Below are 25,275 nucleotides of genomic sequence, written 5' to 3'. Positions count from 1 at the left end.
ACATGGGATGGCCCCCTTTGCCGTAAGCCTAGACAACTCACAGCATGCGGGAGCCATCCCTATTTGTCACCCTCCGGGCGTAAACAACGTCTTGGCACTGAACACCTAGCGCACGGACGGAGGGGGAGAAGAACATGCTGACGAGAAGGAACTTCCTTGCAGTTTCCGCCGGTGCGGCTGCCGCGGCGCTCGCCGGTTGCGCTGGCGAGAAGGACGAGCCGCCCGCGGCCGCCCCGGCAGCGGAGCCGGCCGAGGACGTCCCCGCGGCGGACGCCGCGCCGGCGGACACCGTGCTCGTTGCGTACTTCTCGGCGACGGGCAACACGGAGGGCGTTGCCGCCGCGATCGCCGAGCGCCTGGGCGTGGACGTCTTTGCCATCGAGACGGCCGAGCCCTATACGGAGGCGGACCTCAACTACAGTGACGACACCTCCCGCACGAGCGTCGAGCGCGCGGACGCCCGTCCCGAGCTCGCCCAGGTCACGCCCGACGACTGGACGGACTATGGCACGGTCCTTCTTGGCTACCCGATCTGGTGGGGCGAGGCGGCCTGGCCGTTGCGCACCTTTGCGGAAGGCAACGACTTTGCCGGCAAGACCGTGGTGCCGTTCTGCACGTCGGGCTCCTCGGGCATCGGGAGCAGCGCCGAGCTTCTTGCGGGGCTCGCTGGCTCCGGCGACTGGCGCGAGGGCGAGCGCTTCTCGGCCGGCGCCGGCGACGAGGCGGCCGAGTGGGCGGCCGGCCTCGGGCTCTAGGGGGAGACATGAACATCGTCATCCTGCAGGGGAGCCCCAACCGCGACGGCTCGACCGCGATCCTGTGCGAGGAGTTCGCGCGCGGGGCGCGCGAGGACGTGGCAGTGGCACGCCGGCCATGACGCGCGCGACGGGCGCCCCGCGCCGCGCCTTCGAGCTGGGGCGCTCGCTGTAGGACTTCCGAAGTGATACGAAGGGACAGCCCCTTCGTATCACGTTAGGCTGTCGAGGAAAAGGTGAGCAGGGTGCGAGAGCGCGACGTCGCGCTTCCAGGCGAGGTCGATGACCGAGACGAGCGGCGGGAAGAGCAGGCGAAACTCCAGCCCCGTGCCCGGGCCCACCGTCGTGAGCCCGTCGAAGGAGAGCATGCGGCCCACGCCCTCGCGCACGAGCAGCGCGCCGTTGTAGGCGAGGTTGTACGTCGCGGCAATGTTGGCCTCGCCGGCGTGCTCCCCAAACCACGTGGCGAGAAGCCCGGTGAGCTTGTCGCCCTTGGCGTGGCGCTCCGGTACGATGAGCGGCGCGTCGAGCAGGTCGACGGGGCTCACGGCCTCGCGCGCGACCAGCGGGTCGTCCTCGCGCAGGAGGACGCCCCATGCGTCGGTGGGGGAGAGGCGCAGGTGGGCGTAGCGGTCCACGTCCGGGTAGCTCATGAGCACGGAGAAGTCGTCGACGCCGTGCTCCAGGCGCTCGATGAGGTCCGGCGCGTTGCCGCTGTGCAGGTGGAAGCGCACGCCGGGGTACTTCTCGCGAAAGGCGTGCACGTGGCGGGCGATGACGCGCAGGCCGTCCGACTCGCCGGCGCCGATGAAGACGTCGCCCTCCACGATTTTCTCGCCGTGGGCGAGGTCCGAGGTGGTCTGGTCCGCGAGGCTTACGATCTCCTGCGCCCGGCGCCGCAGGTAGAGGCCCTTCTCGGTGGGCGTGACGCTGCGGCTGTGGCGCTCGAGGAGCGGGGCGCCCAGCTCGCGCTCCAGCGCGGCGATCTGCCTGGAGAGCGCCGGCTGCGTCACGTGCAGCGCCTCGGCGGCGCGCGACATCGTTCCGTGCTCGCACACGGCGAGGAAGTAGCGAAGCGTGCGGAGTTCCATGTGCGCTCCCATAAGAGTACGGAATATCACGGTATACGATATAAGCAATTGTAGTCCATCATCCCACGGCGGAGAATGTGCAAAGGGGACAGGCACTTTTGCACGCGGGAGGCGGACGTGAGGGTTGAGCTGCGCATAGGCGGGGCCACCGTGCCCGTGGAGCTGAACGGCACCGCAGCCGCACGAGCGCTTGCGGCGTGGCTCCCACAGACGCTCCCCATGAGCGTCTCGAGCGTGGGGTGCTGCGGGCAGCTGCCCTTCTCGCTGCCGTGCCCCGCCACCGACGTCCACTCCGGCTGGTGCAATGGAGACCTCAACTACAAGCCCGAGGGCGACTGGCTCGCGCTCTTCTTTGACGACGAGGAGAACTCCGCGCGCTACGGCGGCCAGGTCACGCTGGGCCGCGCGGCGGGCCCGCTCGAGGCGCTCCGCGGCCTCTCGGGAACCCACGACGTTCGCATTGAGCTGTGCAATCAGGCAGTTGAGAGATGGGAGCAACCATGGTAGACGCAACGGACACGAGCGCGCTGGCCTGCGGCATGGCGCAGCTGGCGCCGACGGACCCGGAGTTTGCGGAGCGCTTCGCGTACTTCGCGGGCGAGGAGGTCCCCGGCGAGCCCGCGGCCGAGCTCCCGGCTCGCGAGCGCTACCTTGCGATTCTGGCGGCGCTTCTCGGCTGCCAGGGGTACGAGCAGTTCCGCGCCACGCTCGCCGAGGCGCTCGACGCCAGGGCCGTTACCCCCGTCGAGGCTCGCGAGGTCGTCTACCAGGGCACGGCGTACCTGGGCATCGGCCGGACCCGCCCGTTCCTCTGGACCATGAACGAGGTGTTTGCCGAGAAGAACGTGGAGCTTCCGCTTCCCGCGCAGGGCACAACGACGCTGGAGACGCGCGGCGGCGCCGGCAACCAGAAGCAGGTTGACTACTTTGGCGGGCACATGCGTGAGAGCTGGAAGACCGGCCCCGCCGAGCGCGCGACGGTGAACCGCTGGCTCGCCGAGAACTGCTTCGGGGACTACTACACGCGCGGCGGTCTTTCGGACCTGGACCGCGAGATGGTCACGTTCTGCTACCTCGTGGCGCAGGGCGGCTGCGAGCCGCAGGCCACCGCGCACGCCGGCGCCAACCTCAACCTCGGGCGCACGAAGGACTTCCTGTACCGCGTGGTCATGCAGATCCTGCCCTACGTCGGCTACCCGCGCAGCCTGAATGCCCTCGCCTGCATCGACAGCGCCGTGCAAAAGTGACAGGCACTTTTACACAGTGCAAAAGGGACAGGCACTTTTGCACGCCTACCAAAGGAGGAACCATGAGCGATAAGAGCGACTTCACCCCGATGTTCGGCCTGGGCAGTCCCAACGACGCGTACGCCCAGTACTTTATCGGCAACTCGTACCTCAAGCCGCTGACCAGCGCCGCGGAGTGCGGCGTCGGCCTTGCTAACGTGACCTTCGAGCCGGGCTGCCGCAACAACTGGCACGTTCACCACGCCAGCAAGGGCGGCGGGCAGATTCTCATCTGCACAGATGGTCGCGGCTGGTATCAGGAGTGGGGCAAGGAGCCCCGCGCGCTCGGCTCGGGAGACGTCGTGGTCATCCCCGCCGGCGTCAAGCACTGGCACGGTGCCGCGCGCGACTCCTGGTTCTCCCACATCGCCTTTGAGGCGCCGGGCGAGGACTGCACGAACGAGTGGCTCGAGCCCGTCTCGGACGAGGACTACCCGGCGTAGCGGCACGTTGAGCACGTTGGGGACGTGTTTTTTTGCGTACAACCTGTCCCAAAAACTCTGTGCGAAATAACACGTCCCCAATTGGTTAATTGGAGGTTCCTTTATGGCAGACATGACCTACACGGCGCTCGGGCACTCCGGCATCAGGATTCCGCGGCTCTGCCTCGGGGGCATGAGCTTCGGTGCGCCCTCGGCGGACTTCCACCAGTGGACGATCGGCCCGGACGAGACGCGCGCGGTGATCGCCCGCGCGCTCGAGCTGGGCGTGAACTTCATCGACACGGCCAACTGCTACGCGCACGGCACGAGCGAGGAGTACATCGGTGCCGCCCTGCGCGAGCTGGGCGTCCCGCGCGACCAGGTGGTTCTCGCTAGCAAGGTCTTCTTCAACGAGGGCGGGCTCTCGCGCGAGGCGATCAGCCGTGAGATCGACGGCACGCTCGCGCGCCTGGGCACGGACTACCTGGACCTCTACATCATCCACCGCTTCGACTATGAGACGCCGATCGAGGAGACCATGGAGGCGCTCGACGGCCTCGTGCGCGCGGGCAAGGTGCGCGCCCTCGGCGCGAGCGCGATGTACGGCTACCAGCTCCACAACATGCAGGTCGTGGCCGTCCAGAACGGCTGGACCCCGTTCACGAGCATGCAGTGCCACTACAACCTGCTCTACCGCGAGGACGAGCGCGAGATGATCCCGGTGTGTCGCCAGTTTGGCATGGCGCTCACGCCCTACAGCCCGCTCGCCTCGGGGCACCTGTGCCGCCCCACCTGGGAATCTGCGTCCAAGCGCTCCACGACCGACGCCACGATGCGCAACAAGTACGACGCCGACCGTGAGCGTGACATGCCCATCGTCGCGCGCGTGGCCGAGCTGGCCGAGAAGCACGGTGTCCCCATGTCGCGCATCGCGCTCGCCTGGCACTGGGCGCGCGGCGTGGAGGCGCCGATCGTGGGCTGCTCCAAGCCCGAGCGCGTGGACGACGCGGTGGCGGCGCTCGACGTGGAGCTCACGGCGGACGAGGTCGCCTACCTCGAGGAGCCCTACGTGGCGCACGAGCTCGTGGGCCCGGCGGCCCGCCCCGGCGAGAGGCCCCTTGCGGGCACCACGAACCCCAACACAAGGTAGGCAAGGGGCCGCCCCCTTGACCCATAACCTGTCCCAAATTATCTGCAAGAAAAAACACGTCCCAAATTATCTGCAAGAAAAAACACGTCCCCAATTGGCACGCGCGGCGTCAGCCGCCGTCCGGCCCATGCGCTACCATTGATGCCCGAGAAACCCGGCGCCCGCAGGAGGAAAACGCATGGCAGACGAGAAGAACGTGCAGGTCCAGACGTCGCTCTTCGGAGATGACGCCCCGACGGGGCCCGCGCCGGCCGCGGCGTCGACCCCGCGCGCCCGCCACGCGGAGCTCAACCGCATCCTCTCCCACGCTGCCTACGCCTACTACGCGCTGGACGACCCTGAGATGACCGATGCCGCCTTCGACCGGCTGCTCCAGGAGCTCCTGGCCCTCGAGGCTGCGCACCCCGAGCTCGCGGGTCCCGAGTCCTACACCCAGCGCGTGGGCGGCTACGTGTCCGAGCAGTTCGAGCCCGTCGCGCACGCCGCGCGCATGTACTCGATGGACGACGCGATGGACCTCGCCGAGCTTGACGAGTGGCTCGCCCGCACCGACGAGGCCCTCGGCGCCACGCCGGAGCGTCCGGTGGCCTACACCTGCGAGCTCAAGATCGACGGCCTCGGCGTGGCGCTCACGTACCGTGACGCCCAGTTCGTGCGTGCCGCCACGCGCGGCGACGGCACGACGGGCGAGAACGTCACGGCGAACGTCCTCACGGTGCGCGACGTGCCGCGCGCCCTCGCGCCCACCGGCCTCGCGCGCCTGGCGGACGGTGGCCTCGGCCGTTCCGTCGAGGTCCGTGGCGAGGTCTACATGCCGCGCCACTCCTTCCAGCGCCTGAACGAGGACGCGGACGCCGCCGGCACCGCGCCCTTCGCCAACCCGAGAAACGCCGCCGCCGGCAGCCTCCGTCAGAAGGACCCCAAGGTGACGGCCCACCGCGACCTCGAGACCTTCATCTACGCCGTCGCGGACGAGGCGCCCATCGACGTCCACGCCCAGTGGGACTTCCTCCAGTGGCTGCGCGACTGCGGCTTCTCCGTGAACGACCACGCCGCCCGCTGCACCTCCGCCGCCGAGGTCCACGCCTACTGCGAGCGCGCCCTCGCCCGTCGCGACGAGCTTGACTACGACATCGACGGCGTGGTCGTGAAGGTGGACTCCTTCGCGCAGCAGGAGGCGCTCGGCTTCACGGCGCGCGCCCCGCGCTGGGCCATCGCGTTCAAGTTCCCGCCGGAGGAGAAGCGCACCGTCCTGCGCGAGATTCGCGTGCAGGTGGGCCGCACCGGCGTCCTCACGCCCGTGGCCGAGTTCGACCCCGTGACCGTGGCCGGCTCCACGATCGCCCGCGCCACGCTCCACAACGTGGACGAGATCGCCCGCAAGAACGTCCGCGTGGGGGATACGATCGTGGTCCACAAGGCCGGCGACGTCATCCCCGAGGTCGTGGGCCCCGTGCTGGAGCTCCGCCCGGCCGGCGCGCCCGAGTTCCACATGCCCACGACCTGCCCCTCCTGCGGCAGCCCCGTCGTGCGCGAGGAGGGCGAGGTCGCCTACCGCTGCGTCTCCATCGACTGCCCCGCCCAGGCCACCGAGCGCCTCATCCACTGGGGCAGCCGCACGGCCATGGACATCGACGGCCTCGGGGACGAGATCGTCTCTCGCATGGTGGAGCAGGGGCTGCTTGCCGACGTGGCCGACTTCTACGACAGGCTCACCGAGAAGGACCTCGCCGAGGTCTGGACGGGCCGGCAGACCGTGGACGGCGAGGACATCGTCGTTGGCCCCGTCATTGCGGCCAAGATCATGGCGCAGGTCGCGGAGTCCAAGGGCCGCGGCCTCGCGCGCGTCCTCTTTGGCCTGGGCATCCGTCACGTGGGCGCCACGGTGGCGCGCCAGCTCGCCGCCCACTTTGGGAGCATGCAGGCGCTCGCCGCCGCCACCGAGGAGGACATCGCCCAGGTGGACGGCGTTGGTCCCAAGATCGCCGCCAGCGTGCGCGAGTTCTTCTCGATCCAGAAGAACGTGGCCGTGGTGGAGCGCCTGCGCGAGGCGGGCGTGGTGCTGGAGGAGGAGCGCTCGGAGCCTGAGCGCCCGCAGACGCTCTCCGGCCTCACCTTCGTGCTCACGGGCACGCTCGAGCGGCGCACGCGCGACGAGGCCAAGGCCGCGCTCACGGCCCTCGGCGCCAAGGTCACGGGCTCGGTCTCCAAGAAGACGAGCTACGTGGTGGCGGGGGAGGCCGCCGGCTCCAAGCTCGCCAAGGCCGAGTCCCTCGGCGTGCCCGTCCTTGACGAGCAGGCGCTCGACCGCCTGCTCGAGACCGGCGAGCCGCCGGCCGTCGACTAGCGGGCCATGTCCCGGCCCGCGGCGCCCCGTCCGTCCCGGTGACGCTCGGGGCGCGTCAGCGCTGGCGCGCGTACTCGCGACGCCAGTCGCGCGGGGAGATGCCGTAGGCGCCCTTGAAGGCGCGCGAGAAGTGCAGCTGGTTGGGGTAGCCCACGGCCGAGGCAACCTCGCCGATGGGCATCGAGGTGAGCTTGAGCAGCTCGGCGGCCTTGGTCATGCGGTACCCGATGAGGTACTGCTGGGGCGACTTGCCGGTGGCGAGCTTGAACACCTTGCCAAAGTAGCTCCGGTTGAGCCCCGTCTGCCGGGCGATGTCCTCGACGGAGATCTCACGCTGGTAGTTGCCCTTGATGAAGTCGACCGCCTCGCGGATGTAGAAGTCCTGGAGGCGGTTGGGCGTCTCGGAGGGAAGGTGCTCGACGGAGCGCAGGAGGTAGTCGAGGAAGAGATAGGTGTGGCCGATGAGGTGGAAGGGGGAGGACTCGCTGTTGGCGACGAGGTAGCGCATCTCCTCGACCATCCGCTCGCGCAGCTCGGTCGACTTGGCCCGGTAGATGGGGGAGGAGGGCGTGAGCCCGGCGAGCTCGAGGCTCTCCTTCACGCGGATGCCGTCAAACTCGACCCAGATGTACTTCCAGGGGTCGGCAAGGCTGGCCACGTAGGTGTTGACCTGGCCGGGAAAGATCAGAAAGCCCTCGCCGGTCACGAGCTCGCGGTCTGCGGTGAGGCCGTTCTCGTCCGTCGAGGTAAGGGTTCCTGACCCGGCGATGATGTAGTGGAAGAGGTAGTGGCTGCGCCGCGCGGGGCCGAACGCGTGGCCCGGCTCGCAGGCCTCGCGCCCGTACTGGTAGGGCATGAGGTCGACGTAGTTTCCGCTCGCGAAGGTCGAGAACTCGAGTTCGTGCGTCGCCATGTGCCCTCCTGTCGCGGTTGCCCGAGCCATTATGCGCCGGGGGTGCGGCCCATGTCTGAGTTCCCCACAAATGCGCACAAAATCGATATACCATATTTGGCAATAAAGTTGCACAAAGATATATATTCGACGTTTGCCCTGAATAGGGGCCAAATTAGGAAAAGAAAGGACATATGCCCTATCAACTGGCTGTTTTAGATGGTCTGCTACCGTTCCCCCGCGATTCGCGTCCGCTCGACGATTCATCTCTAGATAGATAGTAAAAACAAATAAGTATTAATAACTGCAATGAGTATCCAAAAGATGGAAGACATAGCATAAATAGGACAAAACAGCAAAAAAACGTAAGGCTAGAATGAGCGCCACGTAAGGTGGGATCCCGGCAGCGTGGCGCACGCGCCGGGCAGGGAGAAAGGTTGCGCAATGGCGGGACTGACCCTCGAACACGTAGGCAAGAAGTACCCCAACGGCTATGAGGGGGTGAAGGACTTCAACCTGAACATCGCCGACAAGGAGTTCATCATCTTCGTCGGCCCGTCCGGCTGCGGCAAGTCGACGACGCTGCGCATGATCGCCGGCCTCGAGGACATCACCTCCGGCGAGCTCAAGATCGACGGTCGCGTCGTCAACGACGTCGAGCCGGCCGACCGCGACATCGCCATGGTCTTCCAGACCTACGCCCTGTACCCGCACATGACCGTGTACGACAACATGGCCTTCCCGCTCAAGCTCCGCAAGGCCCCCAAGGAGGAGATCGACAAGGCCGTGCACGAGGCCGCGCGCATCCTCGACCTCGAGAAGCTCCTCGACCGCAAGCCGTCCGCCCTCTCCGGCGGCCAGCGCCAGCGCGTCGCCATGGGCCGCGCCATCGTCCGCAACCCCAAGGTCTACCTCATGGACGAGCCGCTCTCCAACCTCGACGCCAAGCTCCGCGTGCAGATGCGCGCCGAGATCTCCAAGCTCCACGACCGCCTCGGCGCCACGATCATCTACGTCACGCACGACCAGACCGAGGCCATGACGCTCGGCACTCGCATCGTCGTCATGAAGGACGGCGTCATGCAGCAGGTGGACACCCCCTCCAAGCTCTACAGCGAGCCCTGCAACCTGTTCGTGGCGGGCTTCATCGGCTCTCCGCAGATGAACTTCATCGACGTCACGGTGGGCGAGAAGAACGGCAAGGTGACCGTCACCTTTGGCTCCAACGTCATCACGCTCCCCGACGACAAGGGCGCCGCGCTCAAGAAGGGCGGCTACGTGGGCAAGGTCGTCGTCATGGGCATCCGTCCCGAGGACGTCGTGGAGGAGCACGAGTACGCCGAGGGCCGCACCCTCTCCGAGGCCTTCCCGGCCACGGTCACGGTCTACGAGCTCCTGGGCTCTGAGGCCATGATCTATGCGGACGCGGACGGCGGCCAGATCTCCGCGCACCTCTCCGCCTCGAGCAAGGTCCGCACCGGCGACAAGATCAAGTGCGCCGTCGACCTTGCCAAGATCCACCTGTTCGACAAGCAGACCGAGCTCGCCATCGCCCACTAGGGAAGGAGGGCCTCACCTATGCAGAAAAGAGCACTCACACGTCGCTCGTTCATCGGGCTCTCGGGCGCGGTCGCTGCAGGACTTGCGCTCACGGGCTGCGATGGGGAGCGCTCCGACGGAAAGACCGAGATCGAGTTCGTCTCGTACAAGCGCGAGGCAGTGAGCATCTTCGAGGCGCTCATGGCCGAGTTCAACGAGTCCAACGATCACATCTACCTCAACTTCACGAGCCCCAACGACGCCGTCACCATCATGAAGACGCGCTTCGTCCGCGAGGACTACCCTGACGTCGTGGCCATCGGCGGCGACGCCTCCTACGCGGACTTCGTGGACTCCAACATCCTGGCCGACGTCTCCGGCTACCCCGGGATGGAGAAGGTCCAGCCGGCCTACCAGGAGATCATGAAGAGCGTCACTTACGTCCCGATGGACGGCATCTACGGCGTTCCCTACATCGCCAACGCCGCGGGCATGCTCTACAACAAGGACATGTTCGCCGAGAAGGGCTGGGACCTCCCGGAGACCTGGGACGAGTTCATCGACCTCTGCGAGACGATCAAGGCCGAGGGCGAGGTCCTGCCGCTCTACCTTGGCTTCCTCGACACCTGGACGATTCTCTCGCCGTGGAACTCCATGCTCGTCGAGCTGGTGCCGTCCGACCACATCCGCAAGGTCAACGCCGGCGAGGCCAAGTTCGCGGACTACTACCGCGAGCCGGCCGAGAAGCTCCTCAAGCTCCTCGACTACGCCGAGGACGGCCCGATGGCCTACAGCTACGAGGACGCCTGCACCGCCTTCGCCCGCGGCCAGTCCGCGATGTTCCCCTGCGGCTCCTTCGCCGTGCCGCAGATCCTCTCCGCTAACCCGGAGATGAACATCGGCCTGTTCGCCATGCCCGCCTGCGACAACCCCGACGACCGCATCATCGTCTCCGGCGTGGACCTCTGCTGGAACATGCTGGCCGCCAAGGAGGGGCACCGCGACCAGATCTACGAGGTCATCGACTTCCTCAACGAGCCGGAAAACCTCCAGACCTACTGCGACGACCAGAAGGCCATCCCCTGCATCGAGGGCGACTTCACGCTCGACCCGCTGTTCGACGACATCCAGGACTTCCTGGACGAGGGCAAGGTCATTGACTACCCCGACCACTCGTACCCCTCGGGCATGGCCTGCGACGCCCAGCTCCAGGCGTTCCTCCTCGACAAGGACGTCGACGCGTTCCTCGCCAACTGGGACAACCTCTGGCAGCGCTACAACAAGACCGTCATCCGCAAGTACGCGGAGTACATGGCAACTCAGGGATAAGGAGGGAGACACATGGCAAGTATCGCCGCTTCAAAGGCGGGCTCTGACAGGAACCGCACCTTCCTCGCAATCCTGATTCCGGTGCTCGTCCTGTTCATCGCGTTCAACACGATTCCGCTGCTCACGGGCTTCTTCTACAGCTTCACCGACTCCAAGGGCTACGGCGCCTTCGAGATCGTGGGCGTGCAGAACTACATCGACCTGTTCCAGGACGCCCGCGTGGGCAACTCGTACCTGTTCACGTTCAAGATCTCCGTGGTCTCCACGATCCTCGTCAACGTGATCTCGCTCATGCTGGCCATCGGCCTCTCGAGCAAGATCAAGTTCAAGAGCGCCCTGCGCGGCATCTACTTCGTGCCCCGCATCCTCGGCGGCCTCGTCGTCGGCTACGTGTTCAGCTACTTTTTCACCTACATCGTCCCGGCCATCACCGGCACCGAGTCGATGCTGGCGAGCAAGGAGTGGGCGTGGGTGGCCATCGTCGTGGTCCTCGTCTGGCAGGCCTGCGCGCAGACCACGATCATCTACATCACCGGCCTCTCCTCCGTTCCCGAGGACGTCTACGAGGCGGGCGCGCTCGACGGCGCGACCGGCTGGGACAAGTTCCGCTACCTGACCTTCCCGCTCATCATGCCGTCCATCACCACGAACATGGTCCTCGTCATGAAGGACATGCTCATGACCTTCGACCAGATCGTGGCAATGACCTCCGGCGGCCCGGCGCAGTCCACTGAGTCCATCTCGTACCTCATCTACCAGAACGGCCTCAACAACAGCCAGTTTGGCTTCCAGTGCGCCAACGCCGTCATCTTCTTCATCGTCATCGCCGTGATCTCCATCGCCCAGACCAAGTTCCTGAACAGTAAGGAGGAGCAGCTCTAATGGCTAACAACACTGTTCCTACCAAGGTCAAGGAGCGGGTCAACTGGCCCATCACCATCCTGCTCATCATCGGCCTCATCACCATCATCTTCCCGCTCTACATGGCAGTGGTCATCGCCTTCAAGGACCCCTCCGAGATGACCAACGACATCGCGGGCATCCTGTCGCTGCCCTCCACGTGGTCACTTGACAACTTCATCGAGGCCATCCAGGTCACCGACTTCTTCAACTCGTTCCTCAACTCGCTCATCATCACCGTGGCGGCCGTCGTGATCTCCGTCCTGGTCCACAGCCTCGCCGCCTACGCGATCGGGCGCAACATGGACTCCAAGAAGCTCTTCAAGGCGTCCTACTACTTCATCGTGGCCGGCATGTACGTGCCCTTCGCCATCCTGATGATGCCGCTCGTCAAGCAGACCGCCATCCTGCATCTGGACAACATGGTCGGCGTCATGGTCCTCTACGTCGTGTTCTACATGCCGATGAACATGATGCTCTACACGGGCTACCTGAGGAACATCCCCACGGCCCTTGAGGAGGCCGCCCGCGTGGACGGCGCCTCCACCTGGACCACCTACTGGAAGGTCATCTTCCCGCTCATGAAGCCCATGCACGCCACCGTCGCCGTTATCACCGGCCTCGCCGTGTGGAACGACGTCATGACCCCGCTCGTCATCATGGGCGGCTCGGGCGTCAACACCCTGCCCCTCGCGCAGATGAACTTCCAGACGGCCTTCGCCACGAACTACAACCTGGCCTTCGCGTCCTACCTGCTGGCCATGCTCCCCATGATCATCTTCTACATCATCGCGCAGAAGCAGATCATCGGTGGCGTCACCAACGGTGCCGTGAAGTAGTCGCCGTCCGCAGCTCTCCCTGGCGCCCGGCACCCGCAGATTGTGGGTGTCGGGCGCTCCCGTGTTGCGCTATATTTTTAGTGCCTATGCGTCATGCGAGAGAAATCGAGGAACCAATGCCCCTGACCTTTGACGCCTCAGCGCGCACCCTGACCATCGACACCCGCTCGACCACCTACCAGATGAAGGTGGACGAGCACGGCTACCTGCTCCACCTCTACTACGGCGCCCGGACAGCGGGCGACCTGTCCTATCTGGTGACCTACTGTGACCGCAGCGGCATGTGCGGCTGCCCACACGACGTGGCGGACCGCACCTACTCGCTCGACGTCCTGCCGCAGGAGTACCCCTTCCAGGGCGCCGGCGACATGCGAAGCCCGCTCCTCATGGTGCGCGGCGCCGATGGCACCTTCGGGTGCGACCTGCGCTACAAGTCCCACGAGCTGCGCGACGGCAAGTACGGCCTGCCAGGTCTGCCCGCCGTCTACGACGAGGGCGAGAAGGACGGCGCGCAGACCCTCTCGATCACCCTCGCCGACGAGCGGATCGGCCTCGAGGTCGAGCTCCTCTACGGCGTCATGCCTGCCTGCGACGTCATCACCCGCGCCGCCGTCATCAGAAACGTCGGCGAGGGTCGCCTCACGGTGGAGAAGGCCCAGACGGCCTGCCTCGACTTCGTGACCGGCGACTTCGACGTCATCACCTTCGACGGCCGTCACGCGATGGAGCGCCGTCCTTCTCGCCGCCCGGTCACGAACGGGTCCTTCTCGGTGGGCAGCCGTCGCGGCATGTCCTCCAACCAGTACAACCCCGTGATGATCGCCTGCGACCACGACGCCACGGAGACCGCGGGCCGCTGCTGGTCCATGAGCTTCGTCTACAGCGGCAGCTTTCTCGCCGAGGTCGAGCGCGATCAGTACGAGCAGACCCGCATGCAGATGGGCCTGGCCTCCGACCTCTTCTCCTACCCGCTCGAGCCGGGCGAGCAAATCGTGGCGCCCGAGGTCCTCATGACCTACTCCGGCGCGGGCCTCGAGAAGATCTCTCACAACCTGCACCGCTGCATCCGCGAGCGCGTGTGCCGCGGCCCCTGGCGCGACTCCCCGCGCCCCGTGCTCATCAACTCCTGGGAAGCCTGCTACTTCGACTTCACGGGCGACAAGCTCGTGGAGCTCGCGAAGAAGGCCGCCGAGCTCGGCCTGGACATGCTCGTCATGGACGACGGCTGGTTCGGCGCGCGCAACGACGACCGCCGCGGCCTCGGCGACTGGCAGCCCAACATGGACAAGCTCGGCGGCACCGTCGCCGACCTCGCGCGCCGCGTGAACGAGGTGGGCCTCGGCTTTGGCATCTGGGTCGAGCCCGAGATGGTGAACGAGGACTCCGACCTCTTCCGCGCGCACCCCGACTGGGCGCTCACCGTCCCCGGCAAGCCGCCCGTGCTCGGCCGCGACCAGCTGGTCCTGGACCTCTCCCGCGCCGACGTGCGCGACAACCTCTTCGAGCAGCTCACCGCGGTGCTCGACCAGGGTGGCATCGACTACGTGAAGTGGGACTACAACCGCTCGATCGTGGACGTGCACTCGCGCGTGGCGAGCGACCAGGGCAAGGTCCTCTACGACTACATCCTCGGCCTCTACGACCTTCTCGAACGCGTCCGCACGCGCTACCCGGACCTCCTCATCGAGGGCTGCTCGGCCGGCGGCGGCCGCTTCGACGCGGGCATGCTCTACTACACGCCGCAGATCTGGACGTCGGACAACACCGACGCCCGCAACCGCATGACCATCCAGTACGGCACCTCCTTCGGGTACCCGTGCTCGTCGATGGGGGCGCACGTCTCCGCCTGCCCCAACGAGATCACGGGCCGGACCGTGCCGCTTGGCGCGCGCGGCACCGTGGCCATGGCGGGCGGCGCCTTTGGCTACGAGCTCGACCTCATGGAGCTGAACGAGCGCGCCTGCGAGCTCATCCGCACGCAGGTGGCCACGTATCGCAAGATCGAGCACCTCGTCCGCGAGGGCCTCTTCTACCGCCTGTCCGACCCCGCCACCGATGACGTCTGCGCCTGGGAGTTCGTCTCCGAGGACGGCGCCGAGGCGCTCGTGTGCGCCGTGGTGCTCAAGGTGGACGGCTACGGTGTGGCGCACTACGTGGTCCCGCGCGGCCTCACGCCGGGCGCCACGTACCGCATGGTGAGCAACGGCACCGAGTTCTCCGCGGACGCCCTCATGGACATGGGCCTGCCGCTGACCGTGCCCAACTCGCCCTACGAGAACTTCCTCTACCGCTTCGAGCGCGTGGACTAGCGGCGCTTCCGTCGTACCCCTCTCGCGTGATGGCGCCCGGGTTCCTCATGGGGCCCGGGCGCCTCTCGTTGAGGGGGCCTCACTTGGCGGGGCTTCTGGGCGCGGGATGCGGGGCGTGGGGCGTGACTTTGGGTGAGTTCTTCTCGCTTGCTCGCGCGAAGTCACGTAACGACCCGTTGATGCGTGACTTCGAGTGAGCTGTCAGAGAAAACTCATCCAAAGTCACGCAATCGCCGTCGCAGGCGTGACTTTGCGTGAGTCGCCAGAGAAAGCTCGCGCATAGTCACGGATCGCCGGTGCAGACGTGACTTTGAGCGAGTTGCTGGAGAAAACTCAGCCAAAGTCACGCAATCGCCAGCGCAGGCGTGACTTTGAGTGAGCTGCAAAAGAAAACTCGCTCGAAGTCACGCATCGCTGCGAGAAAGCGTGACTTCGAGCGAGTCGAGCCGGCCCGCGTCGGCCATCCCGTCGCGACGAGGCCGCTACCGCACGACCCAGGCGCAGGCGTCGCCCGGCAGCAGCCCGCCCTCGAGCGGCACGCTGGCGAGAAGGACCTCGCCCTCGGGCAGGGGCACGGCGTGCGCGCCGAAGTTGGTCACGCTCACGAGCGCGCGCCCGTCGTCCGTCGGCCGCTCGTAGGCAATGACCTGGTCGTCGTATCCGCTGACCCATGCGAGCGACGTGTCTCCCGTCGCCGTGAGGAGCCTGGCGCGCTGGGCGAGCGCTCGGCGGTAGAACCAGAGCATCGAGCCCTGGTCCCTCTCCTCGGCGTCCACGGCGTGCCCCGCGAACCACGCGGGCTGCGGCAGGTGCGCCGGCGCGTGCTCGGCGGGCGCCGAGAAGCCAAAGTCCTCGCGCGCGGCCTCCCAGGGCAGCGGCACGCGGCACCCGTCGCGGCCCTTGAGGGCGTCGCCGTGCGCGGTCGTGCGCGCCTGCGGGTCCTCGAGCGCGTCCCAGGGGAGGTCGGCGACCTCAAAGAGCCCGAGCTCCTCGCCCTGGTAGAGGTAGACCGAGCCGGGAAGGCCCAGCTCCATGAGCAGCGCCGCGCGCGCCCGGCGCGTTCCGAGCGCACGGTCCTCGCGATAGCTCCGGCCGTCGCGCAGCAGCCAGTCGTTGGCGAGCTGGTGGTGCTCCGCGGACTTCACCTGTGGCAGGCCGTAGCGCGTGGCGTGGCGCGGCACGTCATGGTTGGAGAGCACCCAGGTGGTGGTGGAGCCGGAGCGCTCGGCCGCGGCGAGCCCCTCCTCGATGGCCGGGCGCATCTCGTCGGCCATCCAGTTGGCCTTGGCGAGCTCGAAGTTGAAGACCTGCCCGAGCTCCTCCATAGAGGCGTAGCGCCACTGGTGCTCCGGAACGATCCAGGCCTCGCCCACGGCAAAGCGCGCGGGCTCGTACTCGTTGAAGACCTGACGCCACTCGCGATAGATATCGTGCACCTCGGGCCGGTCCCAGAGGGGGTTGTCCTCACCGGGACGGTCCTGGCCGGGGTCGTCGGGCCAGGCGTCGAGCGGGCGGCTGTCGAGGTCCTTGGCCAGGGCGTGCGCCACGTCCACGCGAAAGCCGTCGACGCCCCGGTCGCTCCAGAAGCGCAGCGTCCGGCGGAAGTCCTCGTGGACCTCGGGGTTGCTCCAGTTGAGGTCGGGCTGCTCCGCGGCAAAGAGGTGCAGGTACCACTCGCCGTCGCCCACGGGCTGCCAGGCGGGGCCGCCAAAGCACGACCTCCAGCCGTTGGGGGGCAGCTCGCCGTGCTCGCCGCGCCCGGGGCGGAAGATGTAGCGCTCGCGCTCCGGGGAGCCGGGCCCGGCCCCGAGCGCCGCGCGGAACCAGGGGTGCTCCGAGGAGGTGTGGTTGGGGACGATGTCCACCACGACCTTCACGCCCGCCCCGTGCGCTGCCGCGACCATCTCGTCGAAGTCCTCGAGCGAGCCGAGCCGCGGGTCGACGTCTCGGTAGTCGGCGACGTCGTAGCCGCCGTCTGCGAGCGGGGAGGGGTAGAAGGGGGAGAGCCAGATCGCGTCCACCCCAAGCGCGGCAATATACCCCATCTTGGCGGTCACGCCGCGGAGGTCTCCCAGGCCGTCGCCGTTGGCGTCGTGGAAGCTGCGGGGGTACACCTGGTAGACGACGGCCTGGCGCCACCAGTCCGCTCGGTCGTTGTTGCGGGTCATGCGTGCTCCTTTCATGAGGGACGGGCCTCGGTTGCTGGTTATGGGTGGGGGTGGGGCTCGTTGGCGGGCGAGAAGAACGCGACGGGCGAGAAGGGCACGGCGGGCGAGAAGAACCCTCGCGCGGGCCGCCCGCCCGCGCGGCTAGAGCCGCCGCACGCTCTCCTGCCGCACGAGCTCGTAGCCCACGAGCTCGTGCGCGCAGCCGCCCTCGCCGCGCATCCCCCTGAGCAGGAGCGCGACGGTGCGCTCGCCGAGCGCGACGGTGTCCTGTCGGATCGTGGTTATGCGCGGCACGGCGTAGCGCGCGAGCGCCGTGCCGTCAAAGCCCACGACGGAGAGGTCCTCGGGCACGGAGCGCCCGAGGTCGCGGATCGCCCGCACCGCGCCGAAGGCGATGACGTCCCCGAGCGCAAAGACAGCCGTCACGTCCGGCGCGCGCTCGAGCAGGCGGCGCACGGCGCCGTAGCCGCCCTCCTCCGAGTAGTCGCAGGGCTCGTAGTCCCGCTCGAGGTCGAGCGCCGAGCCGCGCTCGGCGAGCGCCCGCGCGGCGCCCGCGACTCGTGCGGCCGCGACCTTCCCCGGCTCGAGCGAGCCTCCCAGCACGCCTATCCGGCGGTGGCCGCAGCCCCAGAGGTGCCCCACCGCCTCGGCCGCCGCGCCCTCGTTGTCGATGGTCACGCTCGAGAGGTTGGGGAACCCGAGCCCCTCGGCGGAGGAGGTGACCAGGACGCACGGGACCTCGATCGGCGCGAACCCATCGCGGAACGCGCTGGTCTCGCCGCCGAGGAAGACCATGCCCTTGGGGTGACGGGCCCGCTGGTAGCGGACGGCCTCGGAGACCTCGGTGGCGTCGTCGTCGAGGTAGGTGACCGAGAGGTCCTCGCCCTCCCTCGCGAGGCCGGACTGGATCTCGCGGAGCACGTCGCCGAAGAGGCGGTTGCCCACGCCCATGACAAAGGCCGCCACGGGACTCTGGGAGCGCATCTTGAGATAGCGCGCGTTGGCGTTGGGCTCGTAGCCGCAGGCGCCCATGACCTCCAGGATGCGCTCGCGTGCCCGCTCGCTCACGTTGGGCTGTCCGTTGATGACGCGCGAGACGGTCCCGACGCCGTAGCCCGACCGCTCCGCGATGTCCCTGATGTCCATGGGCCTCCCGTCCTCCGTGCGCCTCCCGTGTGCGGAGGCAGGATCTGGAAACGTTTCCACCCAATGGGGAAGAGAAGGCGGGTCCGTGCCCGCCGTCTGGAAACGTTTCCACGTCTCTGCGGCATTGTAGCGCCAAACGTGGAAAGGGGACAGTCACCTTTCCACGCTGCCGCTGGCGCCGCCTGGGCTACCGCTCACCGACGCCTGTGCCCCCGCGCCCTCCGGCCGTTGTGGCCCCATGGTCCACACGCACCCCTCGACCTGCGAAAACCAGCCTTCCGGCCCCGCCTTTCCCCAACCTTTTCGGCGTCTGCGCCCGATGTCGCGCGCCCGGTGACTTACGGTATCCTTTTGAGGGTTAGCTACGTTCCGGACAGCGGTCCGGGGGAAAGGAGCGTGCCATGGAGGAAAGCCAGATGGGAGCCGTCGAGAGGGGAGTCACGGACCTCGCCGCCTACGCGCTCGACTGCGGGCTCATCGCGGAGGAGGACGTCACCTACGCCGCGAACCTCATGCTCGACGCGCTCGCGTGGGAGCCCACGGGCGCCTTCGTCCCCCGTGACGCCGTTCGCGCCGCCCGCGCCCGCGCGTCGCGCCCGGCCCTCGAGGACATTCTCGCCGGGTTGCTCGACGACGCGGTCGAGCGCGGGGTCATCGACTCTGGCGTGGCGAGCCGCGACCTCATGGACACGCGCCTTATGGGCTGCGTGACCGCGCGCCCCTCCGAGGTGACGGCCGAGTTCTGGCGCCGCTACGGCGAGTCCCCCGAGGCCGCCACGGACTGGTTCTACCAGTTCGCGCAGGACACCGACTACATCCGCTCCTATCGCATCGCCCGCGACCGCAAGTGGGTGACCTCCACCCGCTACGGCGACCTTGACATCACCATCAACCTCTCCAAGCCCGAGAAGGACCCCAAGGCCATCGCGGCGGCCCTGGAGAAGCAGAAGGCCGGCGGCGCCGAGCCCTACCCGCGCTGCCAGCTCTGCCCCGAGAACCTGGGCTATGCCGGCCGCCTCGACCACCCCGCGCGCGAGACCATCCGCATCATCCCGCTCACGCTTGCCGGCGAGCGCTGGTACCTCCAGTACAGCCCGTACGTCTACTACAACGAGCACTGCATCGTGCTCTCCGAGCAGCACGTCCCCATGAAGATCAGCCGCGCCACCTTCCAGCGGCTCCTCGAGTTCGTGGGGATGTTCCCGCACTACACGGCCGGCTCAAACGCCGACCTGCCCATCGTGGGCGGCTCCATCCTCACCCACGAGCACTACCAGGGCGGCCGCTACGAGTTCGCCATGGCGCGCGCCGGCGCGCGCCGGGAGGTCTCCTTCGCGGGCTTCGAGGACGTCAGGGCCTGCGTGGTGGACTGGCCGATGTCGGTGATTCGCCTCGACGCCGCCGACCCGGAGCGCCTCGTCGAGCTCGCCGACCGGGTCCTCTCCGCCTGGCGCGGCTACTCCGACGAGACCGTCGGCGTCCTCGCCGAGACCGACGGCACCCCCCACAACACCATCACCCCCATCGCCCGTCGCCGCGGCGAGGGCTACGAGCTCGACCTCGTGCTGCGCAACAACCGCACGACCGACGAGTTCCCCCTTGGCATCTTCCACCCGCACCAGGAGAAGCACCACATCAAGAAGGAGAACATCGGCCTCATCGAGGTCATGGGCCTCGCGGTCCTGCCCGCGCGCCTGCTCGGCGAGATGGACCGCCTGAAGGAGGTCATCCTCGCGGGCGAGGACCCCGCCGCCGTCCCCGAGGTGGCGAGCCACGCGGCCTGGGCCTCCGAGGTGCTGGGGCGCCACCCCGAGTTCGCGCCCGAAAACGTGCACGACCTCGACGACGCCGGGCGTGCCGCGCTCGACGGCGTCATCGAGGAGGAGATCGGTCAGGTGTTCGCGCAGATCCTCGAGGACTGCGCGGTGTTCGCGGACAACGAGGCCGGCCAGGCCGCCCTCGCGCGCTTCGTCGCGTCGGTCCGCTAGGGAGGAGAGACATGGGCATTCCGGACAAGGCAACCCTGGAGAGGGTCTACGGCGAGGACGCCGAGCGCGCCGCCAGGCGCCTCGAGGCGCTCGCCGCAAGCTACGCGGAGCGATTCGGCGCGGGCGACCCCGAGTTCTTCACGGCTCCCGGCCGCACGGAGATCATCGGCAACCACACGGACCACAACGGCGGCAAGATCCTCGCCGCCTCGATCACGATGGACAGCATCGGAGCGGCCCAGAGGACCGATGACGGCATCGTCACCATCTGGAGCGAGGGCTACCCCGACCCCATCGTCGTGGACACGGCCGCCATCGACAAGATCGCCCACGGCGGCGGGTCCACCACGCTCGTGGCCGGCATGCTCGAGTCCGCGCTCAAGCGCGGCTTCAAGGTCGGCGGCTTCAACGCCGTGGCCTCCTCCGAGGTCATCCCGTCCGCGGGCGTGAGCTCCTCGGCCTCCTTCGAGATGCTCGTCTGCGAGATCGTCAACCACCTCTACAACGATGACGCCATCGAGGTCGCCGACCACGCGCGGATGGGCCAGTACGCCGAGAACGTCTGGTGGGACAAGGCCTCCGGCCTCATGGACCAGATGGCGTGCGCCGCCGGCGGCACGATCCTTCTGGACTTCTCCGACGGCGTGAACTACGAGAAGGTCGACTTCGGCTTTGACGAGCTTGGCTGCGACCTCGTGATCGTGAACACCGGCAAGGGGCACGCGGACCTCTCCGAGGAGTACTCCTCCGTCCCCAACGAGATGCACGCCGTGGCGGCCGAGCTCGGCGTCACCAACCTCTGCGAGACCACCGAGGACGCCGTCCTCTCCAACCTTGCCTCCCTGCGCGCCGCGTGCGGCGACCGCGCCGTCCTGCGCGCCCTGCACTACTTCGAGGAGTGCGCGCGCGTCGAGGACGCGGAGGCCGCCATCATGGCGGGCGAGAAGGACCGCGTGCTCGACGTCATCACCGCCTCGGGCCGCTCCTCCTGGGAGTGGCTCCAGAACGCCGTGGTGCCGGGCATGCCCGAGGAGCAGCCCATCCCGATGGCGCTCGCCCTCACCCAGCTCTACCTCGCCCGCGTCGGCGCCGGCGTGTGCCGCCTGCACGGCGGCGGCTTTGCCGGCGTCATCATGTGCGTCATCCCCAAGGAGCTGACGCAGGGCTACGTCGACTACATGATCGGCTACTTCGGCGCGGACAACGTCTACCTCACCAACATCCGTCAGGTGGGCGCCGCCTGCCTGGGCAAGGCCTAGGCCGCACGCACCGGTCCTCTGGGGGAGGCCCGTCCCGGCTTTCGGGGCGGGCCTCCCGCGCGTTTCCCTCCGCAGGGCCTGTCCTACCGCTCGCTGAATGGACGCTGATGACGGCGTGCCCGGGCGATAGAATCAAACAGATAGTGCCCCGTGCTCCCGGGGCCTAGGACGCCGTTCTCGAACGGCTCGACAGAAAGAGGTAACCGCATGCGACTTGACAGAGAGGGGATGGGCAGGGACATGGCCCCCAGCTGGCGCCGCCGTGCCGCCGTGGGCGCGCTCGCGGTGAGCGCCGCGCTCGTGGGCGCGCTCGGCGCGCTCGCGCGGCCGGCGCTCGCCGACGAGGTCACCTACCAGCTCTATCCCACGCCGCAGGACATGGTCTACGGCGACGCATCGATCGCGCTCGGCGAGACCGCCGACGTGCTCGTTGAGGACGGCATCGACGCCGACACCGTCGCCCGCCTCGAGGAGGCGCTCGCGCTCAAGGACATCGCGTCCGAGAGCTATGACAGCGTCGACGCCCTGCCCGCCGACGGCGACACGGACGTGCTCGTGGGCGTGAAGGATTCTGGCGACGCGGTCGACGCCTACGTGGACGAGCTCGTGGGGGAGGGCGCGCTTGACCTGGCCGACGACCTCTTCTCCAAGACCGACGCCTACCTCCTCGCCGTGATTCCCGCCGAGAGCGGCTCCGACGGCAAGATTGTGGTCCTGGGCAAGGACACCGACGCCGCCTTCTATGGCCTCACGAGCCTCTACCAGATCTTCCAGGAGGAGACCGGCGACGAGCTCCGCGAGTTCACCCTCTCCGACTGGGCCGACGTGGTCTCGCGCGGCTTCATCGAGGGCTACTACGGCAACCCCTGGAGCCAGGAGGACCGCGAGGACCTCATGGAGTGGGGTGGCTACCACAAGCTCAACGTGTACGTGTATGCCCCCAAGGACGACAACAACCACCGCCTCCAGTGGCGCCACATGTACACGGACGAGGAGCTCGCGAAGATCTCCGCCCTCGCCGAGGCGGGCAACAAGTCCAAGTGCCGCTTCGTCTACGCCCTCCTGCCGTTCTACGCCCCCGGCGAGATCGACGGCAACACCGAGGAGAGCCTCGGCGTCGACGTTGACGAAAAGTTCGACCTCGTCAACAACTACGACGAGGACCTCAAGGTCCTGAAGGCCCGCTACCTGCAGGTCATCGACGCGGGCGTGCGCCAGATTGCCCTGCTCGCCGACGACGCCAAGGACCAGGGCGGTCAGAACTACCTGAGGCTGCTCAAGGACCTCACCGCCTGGCTCGAGGATCTCCAGAAGGAGACCAACGACGACGGTACCCTCAAGTACCCCGGCCTCAAGACCACCATCCCGTACGTGGGTGCGCAGTGGACCTACACCGGCACCGGTGAGGCGTGGTACAAGGACGCCCCCCAGAGCGTCCAGTTTGTGGTCACCGGCGGCCAGACCTTTGGCTCGGTGAACGCCGACTTCATCGGCAAGGTTCAGACCGCCACCGGCCGCAACCCCTTCATGTGGATCAACTGGCCCTGCACGGACCCGCTGCCCAACTACCTCACCATGGGCGGCCACAACACCTTCCTCGAGGCCGGCGTCGAGCCGGGCTCCGTGGACGGCATCATGCTGAACCCCATGCAGCAGTCCGAGCCCTCCAAGCAGGGCATCTTCATGGTGTCCGACTATGCGTGGAACATCTGGGACTCCGAGGAGCGCGCCAACCAGACCTGGCAGGACTCGTTCAGCTTCATGGAGGGCAACACCCCCGTCGAGTCCGAGGCCTCTGACGCCCTGCGCGAGCTCTCCATGCACATGCGCATGAGCACGGCGGGCACGACGGGCGCGACCAACCCCACGCCCGACTACTCCGCGAGCGTCCCGGGTCAGGACCGCCTCTTCTCCTTCTGGAAGAACGAGGAATCCGTCGACTACACGGGCGAGACCGACCCGGCGGGCGTCATGGACGCCCTCAAGGAGGCCGTCCAGAGCGGCTCCGTGACGGCCGATGACCTCGAGGCCGCCCGCCCGACCTACCAGTCCATCGTCGACGCCGCGAACACCTACGAGGAGTCCCACGTCAACGAGCGCATGTGGACCCAGGTCGAGCCCTTCGTGAAGGCGCTGCGCGACAAGGCGCAGGCCTCGCTCGACTACCTCGACGTGATCGAGGCGGGCCTCGCGCTTGACACCACGGCCGCCCAGACGGCGCTCGACAAGGCCGAGGCCACCTATGAGCAGAGCTGCAGCTACACCTACAACCAGCTCGGCACTAACTACGAGGCCCGCGCCGGCCACGAGCACGTGGAGCCCACCCTCTCCGCGCTGCGCTCCTACGCGACCGACCTCGTGAGCGCCTCCTCCGACATCCCCGTCTCGAGCATGACCTTCAGGGCCGGCAGCGAGGTCGAGGACAAGAACGCCGGGGCGACCGAGGGCAAGGTCGGCTTTGCCTTTGACGACAACACCTCCACCTTCTGGGGGACCGCGTGGGACACGTCGAGCGTCACGGTCGACGACCTCTGGGTCGAGATGTCCTTTGAGGAGCCCACGGCCGTCTCCGCCCTGCGCTACCTGCCGCGCCAGACGACCGGCGACCCCGTCAGCACCGGCTCCTGCAACGGCACCGTGACCGAGTACCAGGTCCTCTACAGCAACGACGGCGAGACCTGGGAGGTCGCCGCCGCGGGCGAGTGGGAGGACTACACCAACAAGGACTGGCGCGTCGCCAAGTTCGACGCCCCCGTCACGGCCACTCACTTCCGCCTCAAGGCCGTCCACTCCTTCGCCGCGGGCGGAAACGACACGGGCATGTCCGCCGCCGAGGTGCGCCTCGTGGCGGCCCCCACGCTCGAGCTCGATGCCCTCAGGGCCGCGATCGAGTCCGCCGAGGCCCTGTCCGAGCCTGCCTACACGCCGGAGAGCTGGGCCGAGCTCGAGGGCGCGCTCGCCGCGGCGCGCGACGCCCTGACCGGCGCCCTCAACCAGGCCGCCGTCGACAACGCCGTCGCCAAGCTCGAGGCCGCCATCGCGGGCCTTGACGGGGCGGTGCCCGAGGGCGGGAAGTACACGGAGGCCACGCCCTTCGCCTTCCCGGCCGAGACCGACGGCACCACCGTTCTCGAGTTTGAGTACGGCGAGCTCGTCAACGACCCGAGCAACGACAACGGCTGGCCGCTGACCACGCTCGACATGTACGGCGTCACGCTCGTTGACGCCCTCAACCACGGCGATGCGGTGAAGGTTCCCTTCACGGCCGCCAAGGCGGGCACCTACCGGGTCACCCTCTCCTACGCGAGCGGCTCGCCCACGAACGCCCTCTCCTGGTCCGACGAGGCCGGCATCGTCCAGGCCGGCAGCACCGAGGCCGGCGCCAGCGACGCGGCCGCCGAGCTCCACACGGTCACGTTTGACATGACCCTCGCCAAGGCCGGCGACTCCACGCTCGTCTTTGGCTCTCCCGAGGGCGCAAGCGCCCCGCGCCTCGACAAGCTCACGATCACCCTCGTGGAGCCGACCGACCCCGAGCCGGAGCCCGAGGTGAACTATGACGACCTCAAGGCCGCGATCTCCGCGGCCGAGGCCCTCACCGAGTCCGACTACACGCCGAGCACCTGGGCCGGCGTCGCCTCCGCGCTCGACGCCGCCCGCGAGGCCCTCTCCTCTGAGGACCAGGCGACGGTCGACGCCGCCGCAGAGGCGCTCGACGCCGCCCGCGACGCCCTCGTCGAGCGCGCCGACACCACGGCCCTCGAGGCCTCGATCGCCGCGGCCGAGGCGGCCGACACCGAGGGCAAGACGGCGGAGTCCGTCGCCGCCCTCGAGGAGGCGCTCGACGCCGCCCGC

Annotated in this window: 18 protein-coding genes; 14 read left to right on the top strand and 4 right to left on the bottom strand. The window is 67.9% G+C overall.

Annotated features, from left to right (window positions below; all coding sequences use genetic code 11):
• The first annotated feature begins 134 nt into the window (after window positions 1-134).
• A complete protein-coding gene (locus B5F84_RS08730; RefSeq protein ID WP_087322968.1) occupies window positions 135-755 on the top strand; it encodes a flavodoxin in 621 nt (206 codons plus the stop codon).
• Between the two features lie 212 nt (window positions 756-967).
• Here the strand turns inward: B5F84_RS08730 and B5F84_RS08725 are convergent, their stop codons facing one another.
• Window positions 968-1,846, bottom strand: a complete 879-nt coding sequence (locus tag B5F84_RS08725) for a LysR family transcriptional regulator (protein WP_158094524.1) — start codon at window positions 1,844-1,846, stop codon at window positions 968-970.
• A 117-nt stretch (window positions 1,847-1,963) separates the two neighbouring features.
• Here B5F84_RS08725 and B5F84_RS08720 point away from each other — a divergent pair, with 117 nt between their 5' ends.
• The 5 genes from B5F84_RS08720 (at window position 1,964) to ligA (ending at window position 7,051) form a co-directional block, all read left to right on the top strand.
• Window positions 1,964-2,353, top strand: coding sequence for a cyclophilin-like fold protein (locus tag B5F84_RS08720; protein ID WP_158094523.1), 390 nt, complete (start codon window positions 1,964-1,966; stop codon window positions 2,351-2,353).
• Entirely contained in the window at window positions 2,347-3,093 is a 747-nt protein-coding gene (locus B5F84_RS08715; RefSeq protein ID WP_239378330.1) for a carboxymuconolactone decarboxylase family protein, read from the top strand. Before B5F84_RS08720 ends, B5F84_RS08715 begins: the two co-directional genes overlap by 7 nt.
• A 62-nt stretch (window positions 3,094-3,155) precedes the next feature.
• On the top strand, window positions 3,156-3,575 hold the full coding sequence (locus tag B5F84_RS08710) for a cupin domain-containing protein (RefSeq protein ID WP_087322956.1): 420 nt from the start codon (window positions 3,156-3,158) through the stop codon (window positions 3,573-3,575).
• A 103-nt stretch (window positions 3,576-3,678) separates the two neighbouring features.
• Entirely contained in the window at window positions 3,679-4,704 is a 1,026-nt protein-coding gene (locus tag B5F84_RS08705) for an aldo/keto reductase (protein ID WP_087322953.1), read from the top strand.
• Window positions 4,705-4,882: 178 nt separating this feature from the next.
• Entirely contained in the window at window positions 4,883-7,051 is a 2,169-nt protein-coding gene (ligA, locus tag B5F84_RS08700) for an NAD-dependent DNA ligase LigA (RefSeq protein WP_087322948.1), read from the top strand.
• A 55-nt stretch (window positions 7,052-7,106) separates the two neighbouring features.
• On the opposite strand, the gene B5F84_RS08695 is transcribed toward ligA, so the two are convergent.
• Window positions 7,107-7,964: an AraC family transcriptional regulator gene (locus B5F84_RS08695; protein ID WP_087322945.1), complete on the bottom strand. Its 858-nt coding sequence runs from the start codon at window positions 7,962-7,964 to the stop codon at window positions 7,107-7,109.
• 423 nt (window positions 7,965-8,387) lie between these two features.
• Here B5F84_RS08695 and ugpC point away from each other — a divergent pair, with 423 nt between their 5' ends.
• From ugpC to B5F84_RS08670, 5 genes are all read left to right on the top strand, one after another.
• The gene (gene ugpC / locus B5F84_RS08690) at window positions 8,388-9,503 is read left to right on the top strand and encodes a sn-glycerol-3-phosphate ABC transporter ATP-binding protein UgpC (RefSeq protein ID WP_087322940.1); all 1,116 of its coding nucleotides are present in this window, start codon (window positions 8,388-8,390) and stop codon (window positions 9,501-9,503) included.
• Between the two features lie 18 nt (window positions 9,504-9,521).
• Complete coding sequence (locus B5F84_RS08685) at window positions 9,522-10,811, top strand: substrate-binding domain-containing protein (RefSeq protein ID WP_087322937.1); 1,290 nt, start codon at window positions 9,522-9,524, stop codon at window positions 10,809-10,811.
• 12 nt (window positions 10,812-10,823) lie between these two features.
• Window positions 10,824-11,693 (top strand): sugar ABC transporter permease, encoded by an 870-nt coding sequence (locus tag B5F84_RS08680; RefSeq protein WP_087322934.1) that lies wholly within the window; start codon window positions 10,824-10,826, stop codon window positions 11,691-11,693.
• Window positions 11,693-12,550, top strand: coding sequence for a carbohydrate ABC transporter permease (locus tag B5F84_RS08675; RefSeq protein ID WP_087322930.1), 858 nt, complete (start codon window positions 11,693-11,695; stop codon window positions 12,548-12,550). The genes B5F84_RS08680 and B5F84_RS08675 overlap by 1 nt, the downstream gene beginning before the upstream one ends.
• A 116-nt stretch (window positions 12,551-12,666) precedes the next feature.
• Window positions 12,667-14,859, top strand: a complete 2,193-nt coding sequence (locus B5F84_RS08670) for an alpha-galactosidase (RefSeq protein ID WP_087322927.1) — start codon at window positions 12,667-12,669, stop codon at window positions 14,857-14,859.
• Window positions 14,860-15,341: 482 nt separating this feature from the next.
• Here the strand turns inward: B5F84_RS08670 and B5F84_RS08665 are convergent, their stop codons facing one another.
• Both B5F84_RS08665 and B5F84_RS08660 read right to left on the bottom strand, forming a co-directional pair.
• Window positions 15,342-17,027 carry a glycoside hydrolase family 13 protein gene (locus B5F84_RS08665; RefSeq protein WP_087322924.1) on the bottom strand — a complete coding sequence of 562 codons (1,686 nt, stop codon included), beginning with the start codon at window positions 17,025-17,027 and terminating at the stop codon, window positions 15,342-15,344.
• A gap of 141 nt (window positions 17,028-17,168) precedes the next feature.
• Window positions 17,169-18,173: a LacI family DNA-binding transcriptional regulator gene (locus tag B5F84_RS08660; RefSeq protein WP_087322921.1), complete on the bottom strand. Its 1,005-nt coding sequence runs from the start codon at window positions 18,171-18,173 to the stop codon at window positions 17,169-17,171.
• 401 nt (window positions 18,174-18,574) lie between these two features.
• On the opposite strand from B5F84_RS08660, the gene B5F84_RS08655 reads away from it, so the two are divergent.
• The 3 genes from B5F84_RS08655 to B5F84_RS08645 all read left to right on the top strand — a co-directional run.
• Complete coding sequence (locus tag B5F84_RS08655; RefSeq protein WP_239378328.1) at window positions 18,575-20,161, top strand: UDP-glucose--hexose-1-phosphate uridylyltransferase; 1,587 nt, start codon at window positions 18,575-18,577, stop codon at window positions 20,159-20,161.
• 11 nt (window positions 20,162-20,172) lie between these two features.
• Window positions 20,173-21,420 (top strand): galactokinase family protein, encoded by a 1,248-nt coding sequence (locus tag B5F84_RS08650; RefSeq protein WP_087322918.1) that lies wholly within the window; start codon window positions 20,173-20,175, stop codon window positions 21,418-21,420.
• Between the two features lie 207 nt (window positions 21,421-21,627).
• Window positions 21,628-25,275, top strand: a 3,648-nt coding sequence (locus B5F84_RS08645) for a beta-N-acetylglucosaminidase domain-containing protein (RefSeq protein ID WP_143786083.1), incomplete at its 3' end; no start/stop codon positions are given.

This window comes from Olsenella sp. An290 (assembly GCF_002159535.1).
Classification (GTDB): domain Bacteria; phylum Actinomycetota; class Coriobacteriia; order Coriobacteriales; family Atopobiaceae; genus Thermophilibacter.
The sequence above is the reverse complement of the archived record's forward strand: the minus strand, read 5'-3'. Positions and strand labels throughout refer to the sequence as shown.